16 protein-coding genes are annotated in these 17,800 nt (G+C 62.6%); 10 read left to right on the forward strand and 6 right to left on the reverse strand.

Annotated elements, in window-relative coordinates:
• From ACTIGF_RS11015 to ACTIGF_RS11060, 10 genes are all read left to right on the forward strand, one after another.
• Positions 1–2,244: a RelA/SpoT family protein gene (locus ACTIGF_RS11015; protein ID WP_439636937.1), complete on the forward strand. Its 2,244-nt coding sequence runs from the start codon at positions 1–3 to the stop codon at positions 2,242–2,244.
• Positions 2,241–2,825: an orotate phosphoribosyltransferase gene (gene pyrE / locus ACTIGF_RS11020; protein ID WP_439636938.1), complete on the forward strand. Its 585-nt coding sequence runs from the start codon at positions 2,241–2,243 to the stop codon at positions 2,823–2,825. Before ACTIGF_RS11015 ends, pyrE begins: the two co-directional genes overlap by 4 nt.
• A complete protein-coding gene (locus tag ACTIGF_RS11025) occupies positions 2,825–3,583 on the forward strand; it encodes a pyridoxine 5'-phosphate synthase (protein WP_439636939.1) in 759 nt (252 codons plus the stop codon). The genes pyrE and ACTIGF_RS11025 overlap by 1 nt, the downstream gene beginning before the upstream one ends.
• Positions 3,580–3,987 (forward strand): holo-ACP synthase, encoded by a 408-nt coding sequence (acpS, locus tag ACTIGF_RS11030; RefSeq protein ID WP_439636940.1) that lies wholly within the window; start codon positions 3,580–3,582, stop codon positions 3,985–3,987. The genes ACTIGF_RS11025 and acpS overlap by 4 nt, the downstream gene beginning before the upstream one ends.
• Positions 3,988–4,006: 19 nt before the next feature.
• On the forward strand, positions 4,007–4,693 hold the full coding sequence (rnc, locus tag ACTIGF_RS11035; RefSeq protein ID WP_439636941.1) for a ribonuclease III: 687 nt from the start codon (positions 4,007–4,009) through the stop codon (positions 4,691–4,693).
• Positions 4,686–5,609: a GTPase Era gene (era, locus tag ACTIGF_RS11040; protein ID WP_439636942.1), complete on the forward strand. Its 924-nt coding sequence runs from the start codon at positions 4,686–4,688 to the stop codon at positions 5,607–5,609. The genes rnc and era overlap by 8 nt, the downstream gene beginning before the upstream one ends.
• The gene (recO, locus tag ACTIGF_RS11045) at positions 5,609–6,337 is read left to right on the forward strand and encodes a DNA repair protein RecO (RefSeq protein WP_439636943.1); all 729 of its coding nucleotides are present in this window, start codon (positions 5,609–5,611) and stop codon (positions 6,335–6,337) included. The genes era and recO overlap by 1 nt, the downstream gene beginning before the upstream one ends.
• Before the next feature lie 110 nt (positions 6,338–6,447).
• Positions 6,448–8,688, forward strand: a complete 2,241-nt coding sequence (gene parC, locus ACTIGF_RS11050; protein WP_439636944.1) for a DNA topoisomerase IV subunit A — start codon at positions 6,448–6,450, stop codon at positions 8,686–8,688.
• 108 nt (positions 8,689–8,796) lie between these two features.
• Complete coding sequence (locus tag ACTIGF_RS11055) at positions 8,797–9,357, forward strand: LemA family protein (RefSeq protein ID WP_439636945.1); 561 nt, start codon at positions 8,797–8,799, stop codon at positions 9,355–9,357.
• A 30-nt stretch (positions 9,358–9,387) separates the two neighbouring features.
• A complete protein-coding gene (locus ACTIGF_RS11060) occupies positions 9,388–10,398 on the forward strand; it encodes a M48 family metallopeptidase (protein WP_439636946.1) in 1,011 nt (336 codons plus the stop codon).
• Here ACTIGF_RS11060 and ACTIGF_RS11065 read toward each other — a convergent pair.
• The 6 genes from ACTIGF_RS11065 to ACTIGF_RS11090 all read right to left on the reverse strand — a co-directional run bounded on the left by ACTIGF_RS11065 (position 10,395) and on the right by ACTIGF_RS11090 (position 17,716).
• Positions 10,395–11,549: an AI-2E family transporter gene (locus ACTIGF_RS11065; protein ID WP_439636947.1), complete on the reverse strand. Its 1,155-nt coding sequence runs from the start codon at positions 11,547–11,549 to the stop codon at positions 10,395–10,397. The genes ACTIGF_RS11060 and ACTIGF_RS11065 overlap by 4 nt on opposite strands.
• A complete protein-coding gene (locus ACTIGF_RS11070) occupies positions 11,542–13,116 on the reverse strand; it encodes a TRAP transporter large permease (RefSeq protein ID WP_439636948.1) in 1,575 nt (524 codons plus the stop codon). The genes ACTIGF_RS11065 and ACTIGF_RS11070 overlap by 8 nt, the downstream gene beginning before the upstream one ends.
• A 10-nt stretch (positions 13,117–13,126) precedes the next feature.
• Entirely contained in the window at positions 13,127–13,909 is a 783-nt protein-coding gene (locus tag ACTIGF_RS11075; protein ID WP_439636949.1) for a TRAP transporter small permease subunit, read from the reverse strand.
• A gap of 3 nt (positions 13,910–13,912) precedes the next feature.
• Entirely contained in the window at positions 13,913–15,034 is a 1,122-nt protein-coding gene (locus tag ACTIGF_RS11080) for a TRAP transporter substrate-binding protein (RefSeq protein ID WP_273146927.1), read from the reverse strand.
• A gap of 65 nt (positions 15,035–15,099) precedes the next feature.
• Positions 15,100–15,846 (reverse strand): arginyltransferase, encoded by a 747-nt coding sequence (locus ACTIGF_RS11085; protein ID WP_439636950.1) that lies wholly within the window; start codon positions 15,844–15,846, stop codon positions 15,100–15,102.
• Positions 15,847–15,883: 37 nt separating this feature from the next.
• Positions 15,884–17,716, reverse strand: a complete 1,833-nt coding sequence (locus tag ACTIGF_RS11090) for an SLC13 family permease (protein ID WP_439636951.1) — start codon at positions 17,714–17,716, stop codon at positions 15,884–15,886.
• Positions 17,717–17,800 lie beyond the last annotated feature (84 nt).

The raw sequence follows: 17,800 nt of genomic DNA on the forward strand, positions 1-17,800 counted from the left end.
ATGAGTGCGCTGGCGTCTCCGTCTGCGCTCGCTTCCGCCGACGCGATCCCGAGCGCCGACGATCTGATCGCGCGCGTTCAGGCCTATTATCCGCAAGCTGACGCGGACCTGATCCGGCGCGCCTATGACTTTGCGCGCGACAGCCATGAAGGGCAGTCGCGCCAGTCAGGCCATCCTTATTATTCCCACGTCGTCGCCGTCGCCATGCTGCTGGCTGAGTTGCGTCTGGACGTGGCCACCATCTGCACCGGCCTGTTGCATGACACGGTTGAGGACACGCCGGCGACGCTTGAGGATATCGAGCGCTTGTTCGGCGCAGACGTCGCCCAGCTCGTGGACGGGGTGACCAAGCTGGGGCAGATGGAGCTGGGCTCCAAACGCACCAAACAGGCGGAAAACCTTCAAAAACTGGTCGTCGCCATCACCCGCGACGTGCGCGTCCTGTTGGTGAAGCTGTGCGACCGGCTGCACAATATGCGTACGCTGCATTATGTGCCCAAGCCTGAAAAACGCGAACGGGTGGCCCGCGAAACCCTTGAAATCTATGCGCCTCTGGCGAGGCGGATCGGGGTCAATCGGGTTTGCGTCGAGCTTGAGAACCTGTCCTTCCAGAACGTCAATCCGGCGGCGTATGAATCTGTCACCCGTCGTCTGACCGAGCTGCGCGAAACGCGGGCCGACGCTGTCGCCATCGTCTCCTCCACCTTGTCGGAACGTCTGACCGAAGCGGGGATCGACTGCCGTGTCTTCGGCCGGGAAAAACGGCCCTATTCGATCTGGCGCAAGCTGGAGAAAAAAGGCGTTTCCTTTGACGATATCGCAGACATCTACGCCTTCCGGATCCTGACGGAGAACATCGAGGATTGTTACGCCGCCCTGGGCGTGGTGCATCGCACCTGGCGCTGCGTGCCCGAGCGGTTTCACGATTACATCTCGACGCCGAAGCCCAATAACTACCGCTCGCTTCACACCACCATCATCGGACCGGGCAATGTCCGCATCGAGTTGCAGATCCGGACCGAAGAGATGGAGCTGGTGGCCGATACCGGTGTCGCGGCGCACTGGCGTTACAAGACGGACGACGGCTACGCCTATGACCCCAAGGCCGCGCGCGAGGCCGGCGGCGATCCGCTGGATCGTCTGCGTCCCTTCGTGGAAATCCTTGAGCAAGGCGGCGATCCGGACGAGTTTCTGGAACACGCCAAGCTCGAGATGTTTTCAGACCAGGTGTATTGCTTCACCCCCAAGGGCCGTCTGATCGCTCTGCCCAATGGCGCGACGCCGCTGGACTTCGCGTTCGCCGTTCATACCGAGCTTGGTTATTCCGCAATCGGCGCGCGTATTAATGGACGTGAGCGACCCTTGCGAACACGTCTGGGCAATGGCGATGTGATCGAGATCGTCAAGGGCGGCGAGCGCCATCCTCCTGCAGGTTGGGAGGATATGGTCAGCACGGGCCGCGCCCGGGCCGCGATCCGCAAGCTGATCCGCGAATCTGAAAGCGAAGAGTTCGCCCGCATCGGGCGGGTGATCGCGGAACACGCCTTCGCGCGTGAAGGCAAGGAATTCCGCGACAGCGCGCTTGGCGATGCGCTCAAACGGCTTGAGCTCGACGATGTCGAGGCCCTGATGATCGCTCTGGGCCGCGGTACGGTCAGCTCATCTGAAATGCTGGACGCAGTCTTTCCCGGACAACGCGAATATCGCGGCGACACTTTGTCTGACCGCGAGCTGATTGAAGACGGCAAGGGCGCGCTCTTTGTTCACGGTCGCGGGCTGACGCCGGGCGTCTCGCTTCATTTCGCGGAATGCTGTTCGCCCATGCCGGGCGACCGGATTGTCGGCGTGATGCAGCCAGGGCGCGGGGTTGTGGTTCATGTGATTGATTGCGAGCGTTTGGCCGAGTTTGAAGACGATGCGAGCCTGGCGAACTGGATTGATCTCAAATGGACGCCCGAAGCGGATACGCGCGGCGTCTCCGTCGGACGCATTCACGCCACCGTACGCAACGAGCCGGGCGTGCTGGCGGAGATCGCCGGCGTGGTCGGCGATGCGCGCGGCAACATCACGGATGTGAAAACCCTGTCGCGCACGCGTGACTTTTTCGAGATGGCGTTTGATGTGGAAGTGTTCGACGCGCGCCATTTGTCCAATATTGTCTCGGCGCTGAAAACCAGCGACCGGGTGGTGTCGGCGGAGCGCGCGCGCTTCACTGAAGACCCTGCGTTAAAGGAGACCGCATGACCACCGAGGACGTGCTGGCGGAGTTCAAGGAGGCGGGTGCGCTTCTTGAAGGTCATTTCATTCTCTCGTCCGGGCTGCGCAGTCCGGTCTTTTTGCAAAAGGCCCTGGTGTTTCGCGATGCGGCGCGCACCGAACGCCTGTGCAAGGCGTTGGCGGAGGCGCTGAAGGCGGCGGGTCACGGCCCGTTCACCGCCATTGTGTCACCGGCCATGGGCGGGATCATTCCCGGCTATGAAACCAGCCGTCACATGCAATTGCCCTTCATGTTCGTGGAGCGTGAGAATGGCGAATTCGCCCTGCGCCGCGGGTTTGAGCTGACAGCCGCGGACCGGGTTCTGGTGATTGAAGACATCGTCACGACGGGGCTGAGCTCGCGCGAATGCATCACCGCCATTGAAAAATCCGGCGCGAAAGTCGTGGCGGAAGGGTGTCTGGTGGACCGCTCCGGCGGCAAGGCCGATGTGGGCGTGCCGCTGGTGGCGCTCGCCACCGTGAATTTCCCGGCCTATCCCGCCGACGCGCTGCCTGAAGAGCTGGAACGCATTCCGGCGATCAAGCCGGGCAGTCGAGGGCTCGCCTGATGACGACGCCTCGCCAGCGCCTGGGACTGAATATCGACCATGTGGCGACCATACGGAACGCCCGGGGCGGCGTTCATCCCGATCCCGCGCGGGCGGCGGCGATGGCCCATGCGGCGGGCGCGGACGGGCTGACGATCCATTTGCGTGAAGACCGCCGGCATATTCAGGATGCAGATCTGCAAAAGGTGCGCGAAGCGTCTGACCTGCCGATCAATCTTGAAATGGCGGCGACCGAGGAAATGACCGAGATCGCGGTCGCGTTCAAACCGCACGCCGCCTGCATCGTCCCGGAAAAGCGCGAGGAGCGCACCACCGAGGGCGGGCTCGACGTGGCGGGCCTGCATAACCAGATCGCGCCGATTGTGCGGCGGTTGGCGGATGCGGGATGTCGGGTATCATTGTTCATCGAGCCCGACCCCGTCCAGATTGCCGTGGCGGAAGTTCTGGGCGCGCCTGTGATCGAGCTGCATACCGGGCGCTACGCCGAGCTTTGGCTCGAAGGCGGCGCGGATGCGGCGGCCTCTGAGCTGGAGCGTATCCGGCTGGCGGCTGTCGAGGCGCGCAAGCGGGGGCTCGAGCCTCACGCCGGCCACGGCCTGACCTTTGACAATGTGAAGCCGATCGCCGCCATCCCGGAGATCGCGGAGCTGAATATCGGTCACTTCCTGATCGGCGAGGCGATTTTTACAGGTCTCGACACGGCCGTGAAACACATGCGCGCCCTGATGGATGAAGCGCAGGCGGAGCGCGCCCGGTGATCCTGGGGATTGGATCAGACCTGACCGATATTCGCCGCATCGAGCGGGCGATAACCCGGTTTGAGACGCGGTTTCTGGACCGGATCTTCACCCCCGCCGAGCAAGCGCGGGCTGACGCCAGACCAGGACGAATAAACACGTATGCAAAACGGTTTGCCGCTAAAGAGGCGTGTGCGAAAGCACTGGGCGGCGGCTTGTGGCGCGGGGTCAGCTTCACCGATATCGAGGTGATGAATCTGAAAAGCGGAAAGCCCAGCATCGACCTTTGCGGAGCGGCGAAAAGCCAGCTCGATGCTTTGTGTCCGGAGGGGCGCAAGACGCGCATTCACCTCACCATGAGCGATGAGCCGCCCTATGCGCAGGCCTTTGTGGTGATCGAAGCGGTTGACCCCAGGTCCACTTGAGAGAATGAAGCCCCGTATCATGAGTGATCGGATCAAAGATTTTGAAGCGCGCATCGACTACCGGTTCAGGGACCGGGAGCTGCTCGAGCGCGCGCTGACCCATGCGTCCCACGGCGATGGCCGTTCGCGGGCGTCGTCCAATGAACGCCTGGAGTTTCTCGGGGATCGGGTTCTGGGCCTGATGGCGAGCCAGAAACTGTATGAGACCTTCCCCCATCTTGAGGAAGGCGGGCTGGCTCAGCGTTTGAACGCAGTGGTCAACAAGTCCGCCTGCGCCCGCGCGGCGCGTCGGTGTGATCTGGGTGAGGGCCTGCGTTTGTCCGCCGCGGAGGAGCGCCTGGGCGGACGCGAGAAAGAATCCATTATCGCGGATGCGTGCGAAGCCGTGATCGGCGCGCTCTATCTGGATGGCGGTCTGGAGGCCGCTCGCACGTTTTTCACCACCTTCTGGGCGGACGAGTTTGATAAACTCATTCGTCGCCCCAAGGACGCCAAATCCCAGCTCCAGGAATGGGCGGCGCAAAAAGGCTATGGCGTTCCAGTCTATGAGACTGTGGCGCGCAAAGGGCCGGATCATCGGCCTATGTTTGAAATTGAAGTCCGGCTCGGCGGTGTCGCGCCGGCGCGCGGCGAGGGCGGGTCCAAACAGGACGCCCAGCGCGCTGCGGCCTCGGAAATGCTTAAACGGGAGGCCGTAGATGGCTGATCAGATCGCCACGCGTGCAGGCTTTGTCGCCATTATCGGCGCGCCGAACGCGGGTAAATCCACCCTTGTGAACGCCCTTGTGGGCCGCAAGGTCTCCATCGTCACCCCCAAGGTGCAAACCACGCGCTTTCAGGTGCGCGGCGTCATGATGCATGGCGCCGCCCAGCTGGTGCTGGTGGATACGCCTGGCGTGTTTGCGCCGCGCCGCCGGCTTGACCGGGCCATGGTCGCCAGCGCTTGGGAAGGCGCCGATGACGCGGACTCCATCGTCCATGTGGTGGACGCCGCCGCCCAGCTGAGCAAGGCGCGCCGCACGGTGGAAGATGTGGAGCGCGTGATCGACGGCCTGAAGGCGCATGATCTGAAAGCCGTACTGGTGCTGAACAAGATTGATCTGATCAAGCGTGATGAATTGCTGTCCCTGTCTCAAAAGCTCTTTGAAACAGGGGTTTATAGCGATGTCTTCATGATCAGCGCCAGCAATGGCGACCGGATCAAGGATCTGGCGGACTTCCTGGTCACCCTGATGCCCGAAAGCCCGTATCTCTATCCTGAAGACCAGATCGCGGATCTGTCAGAGCGCATGCTCGCCGCCGAAGTGACGCGTGAAAAACTCTATCTGCGCGTTCATGACGAGCTGCCCTACGCCCTGACGGTGGAGACGGAAGGCTGGAAGGACCAGCGTGACGGCTCGGTTCGGATCGAGCAGACGGTTTATGTCGAGCGAGAAGCCCACAAGCCGATGATCCTGGGCAAGGGCGGACAGACCATCAAATGGGTGTCCACCGCCGCGCGCACCGATCTGGAAGAACAGCTGGGCCGCAAGGTACACCTGTTCCTGTTCGTCAAGATTCGTCCGAACTGGGGTGATGAGCGCGCCCGTTTCAACGCGCTCGGACTTGATTTCGACGCCTGATGGAGTGGACCGCCTCAGGCCGCATCGTCGCCGTTCGTCCTCATGGGGAGACGAGCGCGGTGATCGAGGTTCTGACGGCGGAGCATGGGCGTCATGCCGGCCTGGTGCGCGGCGGGCGCTCTCGCGCCATGCGCCCCATCCTGCAACCCGGAAACCGCGTGCGCGCAGTCTGGCGCGCCCGGCTTGAAAGCCATCTGGGCGGGTTTCAGGTCGAGGGTGAAGACCTGTCAGCCGGTGTGGTCATGGATGATCCGCTGGCTCTGTCAGGGCTGAACGCCGCTTGCGCCATGGCGTCTCTGTGTCTGCCGGAGCGCGAAGAACATCCGGCGGTCGCGAACGCCTTTGAAGTGCTGATCGCCGCGCTGGAGGACCCCGATGTCTGGCCCGCGCTTTATGTGCGGTGGGAAGCAGGTCTTCTGTCTGATCTTGGATACGGCCTGGACTTGCGCCGGTGTGCGGCCACGGGCGTCGAGACCGATCTGGTCTATGTCAGCCCCAAGTCAGGTCGCGCCGTCAGCGCCGAGGCGGGCGCGCCCTATAAGGACCGGATGCTGGCCTTGCCCGATTTCATGAAGGGCGGCGGCGCGATCTCAGACGGCGATGTGGGCGCGGGATTGAAACTCACCGCCCATTTCATCGAGCGCCGCGTGCTCTGGCCCACCGACCGCATGCTGCCGGACGCCAGAACCCGCATGATCGAGCGGCTAGCGGGCGAGGGACGTCTGTAGCCTCTTGCGGCTCAACTGTTGAAAAGCCTGCGTCATGGCCTGCCCTGACAAGACGATCCGCTCCATACTGGTTCCCAATCGAATCACTAAGGTGACCTGAGGGACTCTGGATGGGCGAGCAATTTCCGGGCGATGGCGGCCGCATTTTCGATGAGAGCTTCAATGATGCGCTCTCTTCGCGCTATCTCGCCTACGCCTTGTCCACCATCACCCAGCGGGCGCTGCCCGATGCGCGTGACGGCCTGAAGCCGGTTCACCGGCGCTTGCTGTACGCCATGCGTCTTCTCAAACTGGCGCCGGACACCGCCTTCAAGAAATGCGCGCGTGTGGTGGGCGACGTGATCGGTCGTTTTCACCCCCATGGCGATCAGGCGGTCTATGAAGCGCTGGTGCGTCTGGCGCAGGATTTCTCATCGCGCTATCCGCTGGTCGAAGGCCAGGGCAATTTCGGCAATGTGGACGGCGACGGCGCCGCGGCCATGCGATACACCGAAGCGCGCCTGACCGAAGCCGCCCAGCTGATCTTGCAGGATTACGATGACGGCACGGTCGATTTTCGCGAGACCTATGACGGCGAAGACCGCGAACCGCTGGTTCTGCCCGCCGCCTTTCCAAACCTGCTGGCCAATGGCTCGGCGGGCATCGCCGTGGGCATGGCGACCAATATCCCGCCCCATAACGCCGCCGAGCTGTGCGACGCCGCACGCCATCTGATCAAGACGCCCGGCGCCGCCACTGAAACCCTGCTCAATTATGTGCAGGGCCCGGACTTCCCCACGGGCGGCGTATGCGTGGAGACGCGCGAGAATATCCTCGACGCCTATGAGACGGGCCGGGGCGGCTTCCGTCTGCGCGCCCGCTGGGAGGTTGAGGAGCTGGGCCGCGGTCAATGGCAGATCGTGGTCACCGAAATCCCGTATCTGGTGCAGAAAGCCAAGCTGATCGAGCGCATCGCTTCGCTTCTTGACCAGAAGAAGCTGCCGCTGCTGGCCGACGTGATGGATGAAAGCGCGGAAGATGTGCGCCTGATCCTGGAGCCGAAATCGCGCACGATTGATCCGGCCTTGCTGATGGAATCCGTCTTCAAGCTGACCGATCTCGAAATCCGCTTTGCGCTGAACCTCAACGTGCTCGACCCGACCGGCGCGCCGCGCGTTGTGGGGCTGAAAGAAGCGCTGCAGATCTGGCTCAACCACCGCCGCGAAGTGGTGGTGCGCCGCGCCACCCGCCGACTGGAGCAGGTGGAGGACCGGCTGGAAGTCCTGTCGGGCTTCATGGTCGCCTATCTCAACCTGGATGAAGTGATCCGCATCATCCGGTTTGAGGACCATCCCAAAGACCAGCTGATCACCACCTTCTCGCTGACCGACCGTCAGGCCGAAGCCATTCTCAACATGCGTCTGCGCAGCTTGCGCAAGCTTGAAGAGATGGAAATCCGCGACGAACAGACCCGGCTTGAAGGCGAGCGTGATGCGCTGACCGCCCTGATCGGTGATGAAGACCTGCAATGGAAAAAGGTCGACAGCGAAGTCGCTGACGTCAAAAAGCGCTTTGGCCCGAACACGCCGCTGGGCAAGCGCCGCACGACCTTCGCCGACGCGCCGGACGCAGACTTCGCCGATATGGTGGAAGAGGCGTTGATCCCGCGCGAGCCGATCACGATCGTGCTGTCGCGCATGGGCTGGATCCGGGCGCTGAAGGGCCATACCGATGACGTCACGGGCATCAAGCACAAGGATGGCGACGAGACGTTGTTCTCGCTGAAAGCGGAGACCACCGACAAGATCCTGATGCTCACCACTGATGGGCGCGTTTATACGCTCGACGCGTCCAAACTGCCCGGCGGGCGCGGCTTTGGCGAACCGGTGCGCCTGCTCATTGATATGGATGAGAGCGCGGAACCCGTCGCTCTGTTCAAATACAAGGCGGACCGCAAGCTGCTGCTCGCCTCGACCTCTGGCCATGGCTTCGTGGTGGCGGAAAAAGACCTGCCCGCCATCAAGCGCGCCGGGCGTCAGGTGCTCAATGTGATCGACGGGCATAAAGCCATGATGGCGCTGCCGGTCGCGGGCGACCGGATCGCCGTGCTGGGCGAGAACAAGAAGCTTCTGGTCTTTAACGCCGACGAGATCCCCGAAATGGTCCGCGGCAAGGGCGTGCGCCTGCTCGGCGGCAAATCCGGCGATGTGGCCGATATCAGCGTCTTCAACTCTGAAGAGGGCCTCGTGCGCGTCGATCCGGCCGGCCGTCGTCATCTGGTCGAGGACTGGCGCTATTATGAAGGCAAACGCGCCAGCGCCGGCAAGCTCGCCCCGCGCGGTTTCGCCAATAAAAGCTTCGGCGGGCGTTAAGCACAAAAGAAGAGGCGTAAGCCCTTCACCGCGCTGTCACTTGGCGTTCTCCCGCAATCGGAGTAAGGCTTTACCCGGTTTCCCCTCAGCGCCATCAAGGAGCGTTTCATGGAATTGCTGATTACTTTCGGTGTGATCGTTCTGATCGGCCTGTTCGTCATGGCGATCTACAACCGTCTGGTGGCTTTGCGTCAGACCACGCGTCAGGCCTGGGGCGATATCGACGTCCAGCTCAAGCAGCGCCATGATCTGGTGCCGAACCTGGTGGAGACCGTCAAAGGCTATGCCAGCCATGAAAAAGAGACGCTGGAAAGCGTCGTGAAGGCGCGCCAGCAGGCCGTGGACGCCAGCTCGGTCAAGGATCTGGCCGCGGCCGAAAACGTGCTGTCCGGCGCGCTGCGCCAGCTGTTCGCCTTGTCGGAAAGCTATCCCGATCTGAAAGCGAACGAGAACTTCCTGTCGCTGCAGAACGAGTTGGCCGATCTGGAAAACAAGATCGCCGCCGCCCGCCGTTTCTTCAACAATGCGGTCAGCGAATACAACACCGCGCGCGAGCAATTCCCGGCGGTCATCCTGGCCAATTCCTTCGGCTTCAATGAGGCGGACTTCTTTGAAGTCGCCGCCAATGAACGCGCGGCCGTCAACGCCGGCCCGTCCGTGAAGTTCTAAGACCATGCGCAGGCTGGAGGAGGGCGCATCATGATCGCCGCCGCCGGCCTGCGCACCCATATCTGGAACAATAATCTCAAATCCATCGCGCTGCTGGCCGGGTTTCCGGTTCTGGTTCTGGGGATCGTCTTCGCGGGCGCTCTGGTGTGGAGCGGGTATGCGGACGCCCCTGTGAAAGCCGGCGCCTCTGCCGGCGCGATGGGGCCGGCGCTGGATCTGACCTTGCGCGCCTTTCCGTTCGTGATGATCGGCGTGGCCGTCTGGTTCGTCATCGCCTGGCTGGGCCATCAGGCGATGATTGATGCGGCGACCGGCGCGCGCAAAGTCAGCCGCACTGATGAGCCCGAGCTTTATAACCTTCTTGAAAACCTGACGATTTCGCGCGGCATGCCGATGCCGTCCTTGCGAATCATCGAGACTGACGCGCTGAACGCCTATGCGTCCGGGTTGAGCGAAAACAAAGCCGTCATCACCGTGACGCGCGGCCTGATGAACACGCTGAACGCGCAAGAGCTAGAAGCGGTTCTGGCCCATGAGCTGAGCCATGTGATCAATCGTGATGTGCGCCTTTTGGTGATCGCGGTGATCTTTGTGGGCATCATCTCCTTCACGGTGGAGATTGCGGCGCGCGGCCTGTTTCATGGTTCGCTGGCGCGCGCAGGCGGCGGACGTCGCGGACGGTCGGGCAATGCCGGCGTGATCTTGCTGGTGGCGGCGCTGATCGTGGCGGTGGCTTATGGATTGGCGTTCGTGATCCGCTTTGCGTTGTCACGCTCGCGCGAATACATGGCGGACGCCGGCGCGGTGGAGCTGACCAAGAACCCTGACGCGATGATCTCGGCGCTGGAGAAGATCTCAGGCCGCAGCGAGATCAAGGACGCGCCTGAAGAAGTGCGTCAGATGTTCATCGAGAATGAGACCAAGGTCAGCTTCGCCGGCCTGTTCGCCACCCATCCGCCGATCGAGAAACGCATCGAAGCGCTTGAGACTTATGCTGGCGGACGTCGTCGCCAGCGCGAAACCTCAATCCCGTCCGTTTAGTCACTACCGGGTTCGACGCCGTCTTCGGGGTGGTTCTCGTTCAGCAAGGGCGCGTAGGACTGGGCGTACAGATACCAGACCGACGCGAACAGGGCCGCGATCATCGGCCCGACGATCAGGCCGACAGCCCCGAACAGCGTCAAGCCGCCCAGGGTCGAGATCAGGATCATCAGATCAGGCAGTTTGGCGTCCTGACCCACAAGGCGGGGACGCAGGAGATTGTCGATCAACCCCACCACCAGCGCGCCCCAGGCGATCAGCAAGCCGCCTTCCAGATACCGGCCGCTGGCGATCAGCCACAGACCCGCCGGCCCCCAGACGAGCGGCGGGCCGATGCCGGGAATGACCGACAGGACGGCGGTGAGCGTCGCCAGGAACAACGCGCCCGGAACGTCCGCCAGCGCCAGCGCGGCGCCCGTCAGAACGCCTTGAATGATGGCGATGACAAAGGTGCCTTTCACCGTGGCGCGGATGGTGGACATGGCGCGCTCGACCAGCAGATCGCGATCTTCAGACGGCATGGGCATCAATTTCAGTCCCTGACCGGCGAGGCGGGGGCCTTGGGTCAGGAAGAAGAACAGCGCGAACAGCATCACCACCAGATTGAGAAAGGCGCCAAACGTGCCTGATGTGGCCCGACGCAAGGCGTCCACCAGCCAACCACCGGCGTTCGAGGCGAACTGAGCGGCCTGACTGGTGATGTCTTGCTGATAGGGCGCCAGGCTTTCGCGGAAGGGCAGCCAGGCGGGCAGGGCCTCAAGACCGCCTTCGCGGAGCGCGGCGATCTGTTCTTGCAGCCAGGGCGCGACTGCGCCGGTCACCTGCACGGCCTGATCGGCGACAATCACCAGGATGGCGGCCAGCGGGATCAGCACGACCACCACAGCCAGGAGCAGCACCACGCCGGCGGCGGCGGAGCTGGAGCCGAACAGGACACGCCGCATAAAGCGGTGGACGGGATGCAGGAACATCGCGAACACAGCCGCCATGAAGAGCGGGCTGAGAAAGCCGCGGATCATCCAGATGAAGATGACCGAAATGCCGAGCGCCAGAACCACGATGAACAGACGCTGCAGCGCTTCGCGATCAGACATCAGAGCAGACATGTTGCTGCCGCTGGAAGAGGCGTCGGATTTGCTCTGATCAGTCATACAGCAGTCCCGGAAGTGCGGTCGCCAGCCATGGCATGAACGCGACCATAGCGATCATCAGAAGCTGAATTATGACGAAAGGCGCAGCGCCCCGATAGATCGCGCCCGAGGTCAGGCTAGGGGGCGCGACGCCGCGCAGATAGAACAGCGCAAAACCGAAAGGCGGCGTCAGGAAGCTGGTTTGCAGGTTCAGCGCCATCATCACGCCCAGCCAGACCGGGTCGACCCCCATCATGAACAGCACCGGCGCGACAATGGGCACGACCACGAAGGTGATCTCGATGAAATCCAGGAAGAAGCCCAGAAGGAACATCACGATCATCACCACGATCAGCGCGCCTGTCGCGCCGCCTGGGGCGGCCTCGAGCGCTGCGCGCACCGTGTGATCGCCGCCCAGCTCGCGGAAGACCAGGGCGAACAGGCTGGCGCCGATCAGGATGACGAAGACCATGGCCGAGATCTGTGCGGTGGACCGCATGACCTGATCCAGAACCTCGGTCTTGAACAGGCGAACGCAGGCGTAAACGACGCCTGAAGCCGCGAATGCCGAAAGCCCATAGGCCAGCGCCATCTGAGGCGCGGCGCCGCCCGCTCGCAGGTCGAACACAAGCGGAGAGAGCAAGATCAACAAGAGCGAGACCGAGCCGATGACGATCACGGCTTTTCCAAAGGCGGGATTGTCCGTGCCGCCGCTATTGCGATAGCCCGCCAGCAAGATCGCGCCAAGCGCGCCGACGCCCGCCGCTTCGGTGGGTGTGGCGAGCCCGCCCAGGATCGAACCGAGCACCGCAATGATCAGGATGAGGGGCGGGATCAACGCGCCCAGCAGTTTGCCCCAGTCGGCATGGATTTCTTCAGGCGGGATCGCCGGGGACGCGCTTGGGCGCAGAATGGCGATTCCGACCTGATAGAGGATATACACCGCGACCAGCAGCAAGCCGGGGATCAGCGCCCCGGCGAACAAATCGCCCACCGAGACGATGTCGGGTGAGAAAATGCCCTGCGCGCGCTGCGCCTCGGCATAGGCGGACGACAGCTGATCACCCAACAGAACCAGAACGATTGAGGGCGGGATGATTTGCCCCAGCGTCCCTGCGGCCGCGATGGAGCCGGCGGCGAGTGAGGGCGAATACCCGCGTTTGAGCATTGTGGGCAGGGACAGCAATCCCATGGTCACCACGGTGGCGCCGACAATGCCGGTGGACGCGGCCAGAAGCGCGCCGACAATCACGACAGAGATCCCAAGCCCGCCGCGCAATGTGCCGAACAGCGAGCCCATGGCGTCGAGCAATTGTTCGGCGATGCGGGACTTTTCCAGCATCACGCCCATGAACACAAAGAGCGGCACGGCCACCAGAATGGCTTTGTCCATCTCCATGATATTGCCGTAGATCCGCTGCGGGAAGGCGCGCAGATGGAAGGGATCAAACAGGCCCAGCGCCAGTCCGATCAGGGCGAAGGCGAGGCCGACGCCCGCCAGCGTAAACGCCACCGGAAAGCCGCGAAGCAAGGCGACAAAGGCTGCCGCAAACATGGCGAATGGCAGGAGACTAATAATTAAATCCATAGTTTAGTCTCTAAAGCTCATGTTCAGCATTATCATGACCTGCAGGGGGCGGGGTTTCCCCTGATAGCGTCAACGCGGCGCGCGACGCCATGGCGAAACCCTGGCCGATCATCATGACAGCGAAGACGGGAATGGCGGTTTTCAGCAAGAAGACCAGCGGCAGGCCGTCGCTTTCCCGGGATCGCTCGAGGATGCGCCAGGCGCCGCCCACATAGCTCTCCGCCGTGACAAGGATCAGCCAGCACATGGGAATGAGGGCGAGATAGACGCCGAAGAGATCGGTCCAGGCTTTGCCGTGATCAGAGAGCTTGGAATAGACGATATCCACCCGGACATGGCCGCCATTATAAAGCGTCGCCGCGCTCGACAGCAGGAACAGGATGGCGTGCAGATAGATCACGCTCTCTTGCAGCTTGGTCAGCGACACGCCGAACACGTAGCGCTGCACCACGATCAGTCCGGTCACCAGCACTAGCGCCAGCGCCGCCCATCGCACCATGTCGCCGACCGTCACGGAGATGGCGTCAAAGATCGCGATCAGCCGACGCAACAGCTTGGACACAGGGGTTGGCAGGCCTTTGAACCGTCCATAGATCGCGCTCAACAGGGCGATCAGCAGGAACGGGCTGAGCGCCCAGCCGATAAAGCCCAGAACCCGTCCCGTAATCGCAGCGACCGCGCTGAGATTGCCATCCATCACAGCGCCGATCGCGCCCCCTGACAGGGCGTCGGCGACAAGCAGCACGGCCGTGACGGCGATCACGGCGAGCAGTAGACGATCCGCAAGTTTCATGATCTAGCGACCAAGCACCATTTCACGTTTCTGGTAATAGGGCGCTTCAGACACATTGGCCCAGTCCCGTCCCAGACGCCGTGCGTCGCGATAGCTTTCATAGACGCGGCGGCTCAAAGGGTCCGCATTGGCGGTGTCGGCGACGACGGCTTCGGAAATGCGCCCCACTTCTCGCCAGATATCATCGGAGAATTCACGCAGCTGCACGCCGTGCTCGCCGGTCAGCGTGCGCAGGGCGAGGCCGTTCTGATAGGTGAACTCGGCGAGCGATTGATTGTTTGCGGCACGGGCTGCGGCGCGGACGATCGCTTGTTGATCCGCGGGCAGGGAATCCCAGACGCCGCGATTCAGGCCCACCGCCAGAGACGAGCCCGGCTCATGAAAGCCCGGACCGTAATAATAGGGCGCTTCGCGGTAGAACCCGAAGGCGAGGTCATTCCAGGGGCCGACCCATTCCGTGGCGTCGATCGCACCGGACTGAAGCGATTGGTAGATTTCGCCGCCTGACAGGGCCACCGCCGCGCCGCCCAGCTCACGCAGGACCGAGCCGCCCAGGCCCGGAATGCGCATGCGCAGGCCGCGGAAATCCTCCAGCGTGTTGACCTCGCGCTTGAACCAGCCGCCCATCTGGTGACCTGAATTGCCGGCCTGGAACGCGATCAGGCCGAACTGACCTGACAGCTCCTCCCACAATTGCTGACCGCCGCCATATTCCACCCACGCCATGATTTCATGGGCGGTCATGCCCAAGGGCACGGCGCAGAAAAAGTTGAAGGCGGGCGAGCGGCCCTGCCAGTAATATTCAGCGCCGTGATACATGTCCGCGACGCCGTTGGAGACCGCGTCAAAGACTTCAAACGCGCCGACGATTTCACCTGCGCCGTACACTTCGACTTCAAGCGCGCCGCCGGTCATCTCGGTGATGAATTGCGCCGTGCGCTCGGCTGCTGAGCCTAGCCCTGGAAAACCGGTCGGCCAGGTGGTGACCATGCGCAGGCGGCGCGTGCGATTGCGGTTCACCGCCGGCGCGGCGGGCGCCGTCTCTGCGCCCGTGTCTTGTGAACAGGCCGATGCGGCGCCAGCGGCGACCACCGCGGCGCCGGACAAAAATGTACGACGATCCATCTATTCCTCCCCAGGCCGGACAGACTGATTATGGCTCAGTTCTTGTCCGTGATGTCAGCTTTTGATCACTCTTGTGCGTGAGAGGGCGGCTGCAAGGCGCGCCAGCCTTCAGGTTCAAGCACTTCAAGCGGTTTGTAATGAGCCTTGTAGTCCATTTTCGGACTGCCTTGCACCCAGTATCCCAGATAGACGAACGGCAAATTCTCCGCGCGGGCGCGTTCGATATGATCAAGGATGATGTATGCGCCGAGGCTGTCCTTGACCCGGTCTGGCGCGAAAAAACTGTAGACCAGTGAGAAGCCGTCAATCAGCCTGTCCACCAGCACGCAGGCGATCAGCTGGCCGTGGGCGTCACGATACTCCACCAGCTCGGTGTGTTCCGCGCCGTCTTCAATCATGGAGGCGAAGTCGAAGAAATCCATGCCCGCCATATCGCCATCACCGTGGCGGGCGTTGAGATACCGGCTGAGCAGTGCGAATTGTTCTGGCATCGCCTCGGCGGGACGCGGCAGGCGCAACAGTCCGGCATTGCGCTTCAGCACACGGCGCTGCGTGCGCGAGGCTTTGAATTCAGACACGGGGATGCGGGCGGATTTGCACGCCGAACACATCTCGCAGGCCGGTCGATACAGGATGGATTGTGAGCGTCTGAAGCCGGCATGGGTCAGGATATTGTTCAGATGCGCCGTCTGTTCGCCATCCACGCGCGTGAAGATCTTCCGCTCCATCCGGCCCTCCAGATAGGGGCAGGCGGTGGGCGCCGTCAGGAAGAAGGGCAATTGACGGGTCGCAAACGGGCGAGTCACGAGCATCCTCTCAAACGCTAAAGTCCGGCCATCCTAACCTGAGCTAGGCCAGGGCGAAACTGATGCCCACCAAAACGGTGAAGGCAAGCCATATCAAGACGGCGAGGGGCGCGCCGGCGCGGATGAAGTCCGCAAAGCGGTATTTGCCAGGCCCCATCACCAGAAGATTGGTCTGATAGCCGATCGGCGTTGCAAAACAGGTGTTGGCGGCGAACAACACGGTCAAGGCGAAGAGCGTCGGGTCTGCGCCTACGGAGTTGGCCGCCGTCACTGCGATGGGGGTGAACAGAATGGCGGTGGCGTTGTTGGACAGCACATTGGTCAGCACCATCACCAGGAAGAACAGGGCCGAAACCAGCGCTGTCGTGCCCAAGGGCGAGAACACATGCACCACGCCCATGGCCAGGACAGTCGCGCCGCCCGTGGCCTCCATCGCGGTCCCCAGCGCGAAGGCGGAGCCGATCAGGAGATAGAGCTTGAGGTCAAACGCACGGGCCGCCTGACGCACATTCAGGCATCCCGCGCCGATCATGGCCGCCGCGCCAATCAGGGATGCGGCGACGATGGGGAGTAGCCCCGTGGATGCAGTCAGCACCACACCGCCCAGAATCGCGCGCGCAATGGAGGCTTTGCGGATATCGGGCAGATCCGAGGTCGCCCAATCCATCAATAGAACGTCGCGATCCGCCCGCAGGCGGCGCATGGCGTCCGCGCCCCCAAACAGCAGCAAGACATCGCCTGCTTCCAGACGGATTTCCCCAAGTTTGGCGCGGATCATGCGCGAGCGCCGTTGCACGCCCAGAACAATGGCGCCGACGGCGTGACGGAACCCGATCTGGCGAACGGTGCGGCCAATCAGACGCGAACCCGGTGAAACCACAGCCTCGGTCAGCGCCAGGCGTTCGCCGCGTGTGGGCAGATCCGCCGGACCCGCGGAGCGCAGGACGCCTTCGACGAATTCAGCGCGGCTGGAGAGAAGTTCGGTGAGTTTCTTGCGGGTGGCGGCGATGATGATCAGATCGCCCTGTTTGAGTTCGATGGAATCAAAAGGCGGCAAAAACGCATCTTCATTGCGCTGAACCATCCGCACGGTGATGTCGCCGAGCTCAGTGAACATGCCGGCCACCGGCTTGGCGCCGACCAGCGGATGACCCGCGGTCACTTCGATCTGAGCGATATATTGTTTGCCCGGCGACCCCGCCTTGTCGTCTTCGGATTCTTCACGCTCCGGCAACAGCTTGGGCATGATGAAGGCGATATAGATCATGCCGACGACCGAGAGCATGGCGCCCATTCTGGCTGGTTGGAAAAAGCCCAGCGTCTCACCCGTGCTCGCCAGCAGGCTGTCAGCCACCAGAAGGTTGGTGGACGAGCCGATCAGCGTGGTCATGCCGGCGAAGATGCACACAAAGCTCAGCGGCATCATGAAGACCGAGGCCGAGCCGCCCATCCGGGCCGCCACAGCGCCCAGAATGGGGATGAACATCACCACCACGGGCGTGTTGTTGATGAAGGCGGAGACGCCAAACACCAGCGCGAACAGCGTCACGATGGTCAGCTTGGGCCGCACATCGAACATGGAGAGCAGAGTGCGGGTCGGCCCGTCGAGCGCGCCGGTATGGAAAATGCCCTGACCCACCACAAGCAGCGCCATGATGGTCAGAAGGGCCGGGTTTGAAAAGCCGGCCAGGAGTGCAGCGGCTGTGGGGGCGTCATCGGCGCCGAAGAGTTCAAAAAAGACCAGCGCCGAGCACAGGATTACGACCGAGACGAGTTCTAGGGCGAACTTCTCCCAGCAATAAAAAACGATGGCTCCGCCGACACCGGCCAGAACCGCCCACATTCGCCAGTCCGATAATACGGAGAGGTCGTCCATGCCCGTCACTCATGCCCCGCGCGGATTCGCGCCAAAGTGAGCAGGTTAACGCCTTTGCAGCGTGATGCGAGCGCGAACCGCTGT

The sequence above is a fragment of the Oceanicaulis sp. genome (genome assembly GCF_051859625.1).
In the GTDB taxonomy this organism is placed as follows: Bacteria; Pseudomonadota; Alphaproteobacteria; order Caulobacterales; family Maricaulaceae; genus Oceanicaulis.

What these genes read in the sequence shown, in the direction of transcription:
- ACTIGF_RS11015 (WP_439636937.1), top strand. Translation starts at nt 1, where the DNA reads ATGAGTGCGCTGGCGTCTCCGTCTGCGCTCGCTTCCGCCGACGCGATC.
- pyrE (WP_439636938.1), top strand. Translation starts at nt 2,241, where the DNA reads ATGACCACCGAGGACGTGCTGGCGGAGTTCAAGGAGGCGGGTGCGCTT.
- ACTIGF_RS11025 (WP_439636939.1), top strand. Translation starts at nt 2,825, where the DNA reads ATGACGACGCCTCGCCAGCGCCTGGGACTGAATATCGACCATGTGGCG.
- rnc (WP_439636941.1), top strand. Translation starts at nt 4,007, where the DNA reads ATGAGTGATCGGATCAAAGATTTTGAAGCGCGCATCGACTACCGGTTC.
- era (WP_439636942.1), top strand. Translation starts at nt 4,686, where the DNA reads ATGGCTGATCAGATCGCCACGCGTGCAGGCTTTGTCGCCATTATCGGC.
- recO (WP_439636943.1), top strand. Translation starts at nt 5,609, where the DNA reads ATGGAGTGGACCGCCTCAGGCCGCATCGTCGCCGTTCGTCCTCATGGG.
- parC (WP_439636944.1), top strand. Translation starts at nt 6,448, where the DNA reads ATGGGCGAGCAATTTCCGGGCGATGGCGGCCGCATTTTCGATGAGAGC.
- ACTIGF_RS11055 (WP_439636945.1), top strand. Translation starts at nt 8,797, where the DNA reads ATGGAATTGCTGATTACTTTCGGTGTGATCGTTCTGATCGGCCTGTTC.
- ACTIGF_RS11060 (WP_439636946.1), top strand. Translation starts at nt 9,388, where the DNA reads ATGATCGCCGCCGCCGGCCTGCGCACCCATATCTGGAACAATAATCTC.
- ACTIGF_RS11065 (WP_439636947.1), bottom strand. Translation starts at nt 11,549, where the DNA reads ATGACTGATCAGAGCAAATCCGACGCCTCTTCCAGCGGCAGCAACATG.
- ACTIGF_RS11070 (WP_439636948.1), bottom strand. Translation starts at nt 13,116, where the DNA reads ATGGATTTAATTATTAGTCTCCTGCCATTCGCCATGTTTGCGGCAGCC.
- ACTIGF_RS11075 (WP_439636949.1), bottom strand. Translation starts at nt 13,909, where the DNA reads ATGAAACTTGCGGATCGTCTACTGCTCGCCGTGATCGCCGTCACGGCC.
- ACTIGF_RS11080 (WP_273146927.1), bottom strand. Translation starts at nt 15,034, where the DNA reads ATGGATCGTCGTACATTTTTGTCCGGCGCCGCGGTGGTCGCCGCTGGC.
- ACTIGF_RS11085 (WP_439636950.1), bottom strand. Translation starts at nt 15,846, where the DNA reads ATGCTCGTGACTCGCCCGTTTGCGACCCGTCAATTGCCCTTCTTCCTG.
- ACTIGF_RS11090 (WP_439636951.1), bottom strand. Translation starts at nt 17,716, where the DNA reads ATGGACGACCTCTCCGTATTATCGGACTGGCGAATGTGGGCGGTTCTG.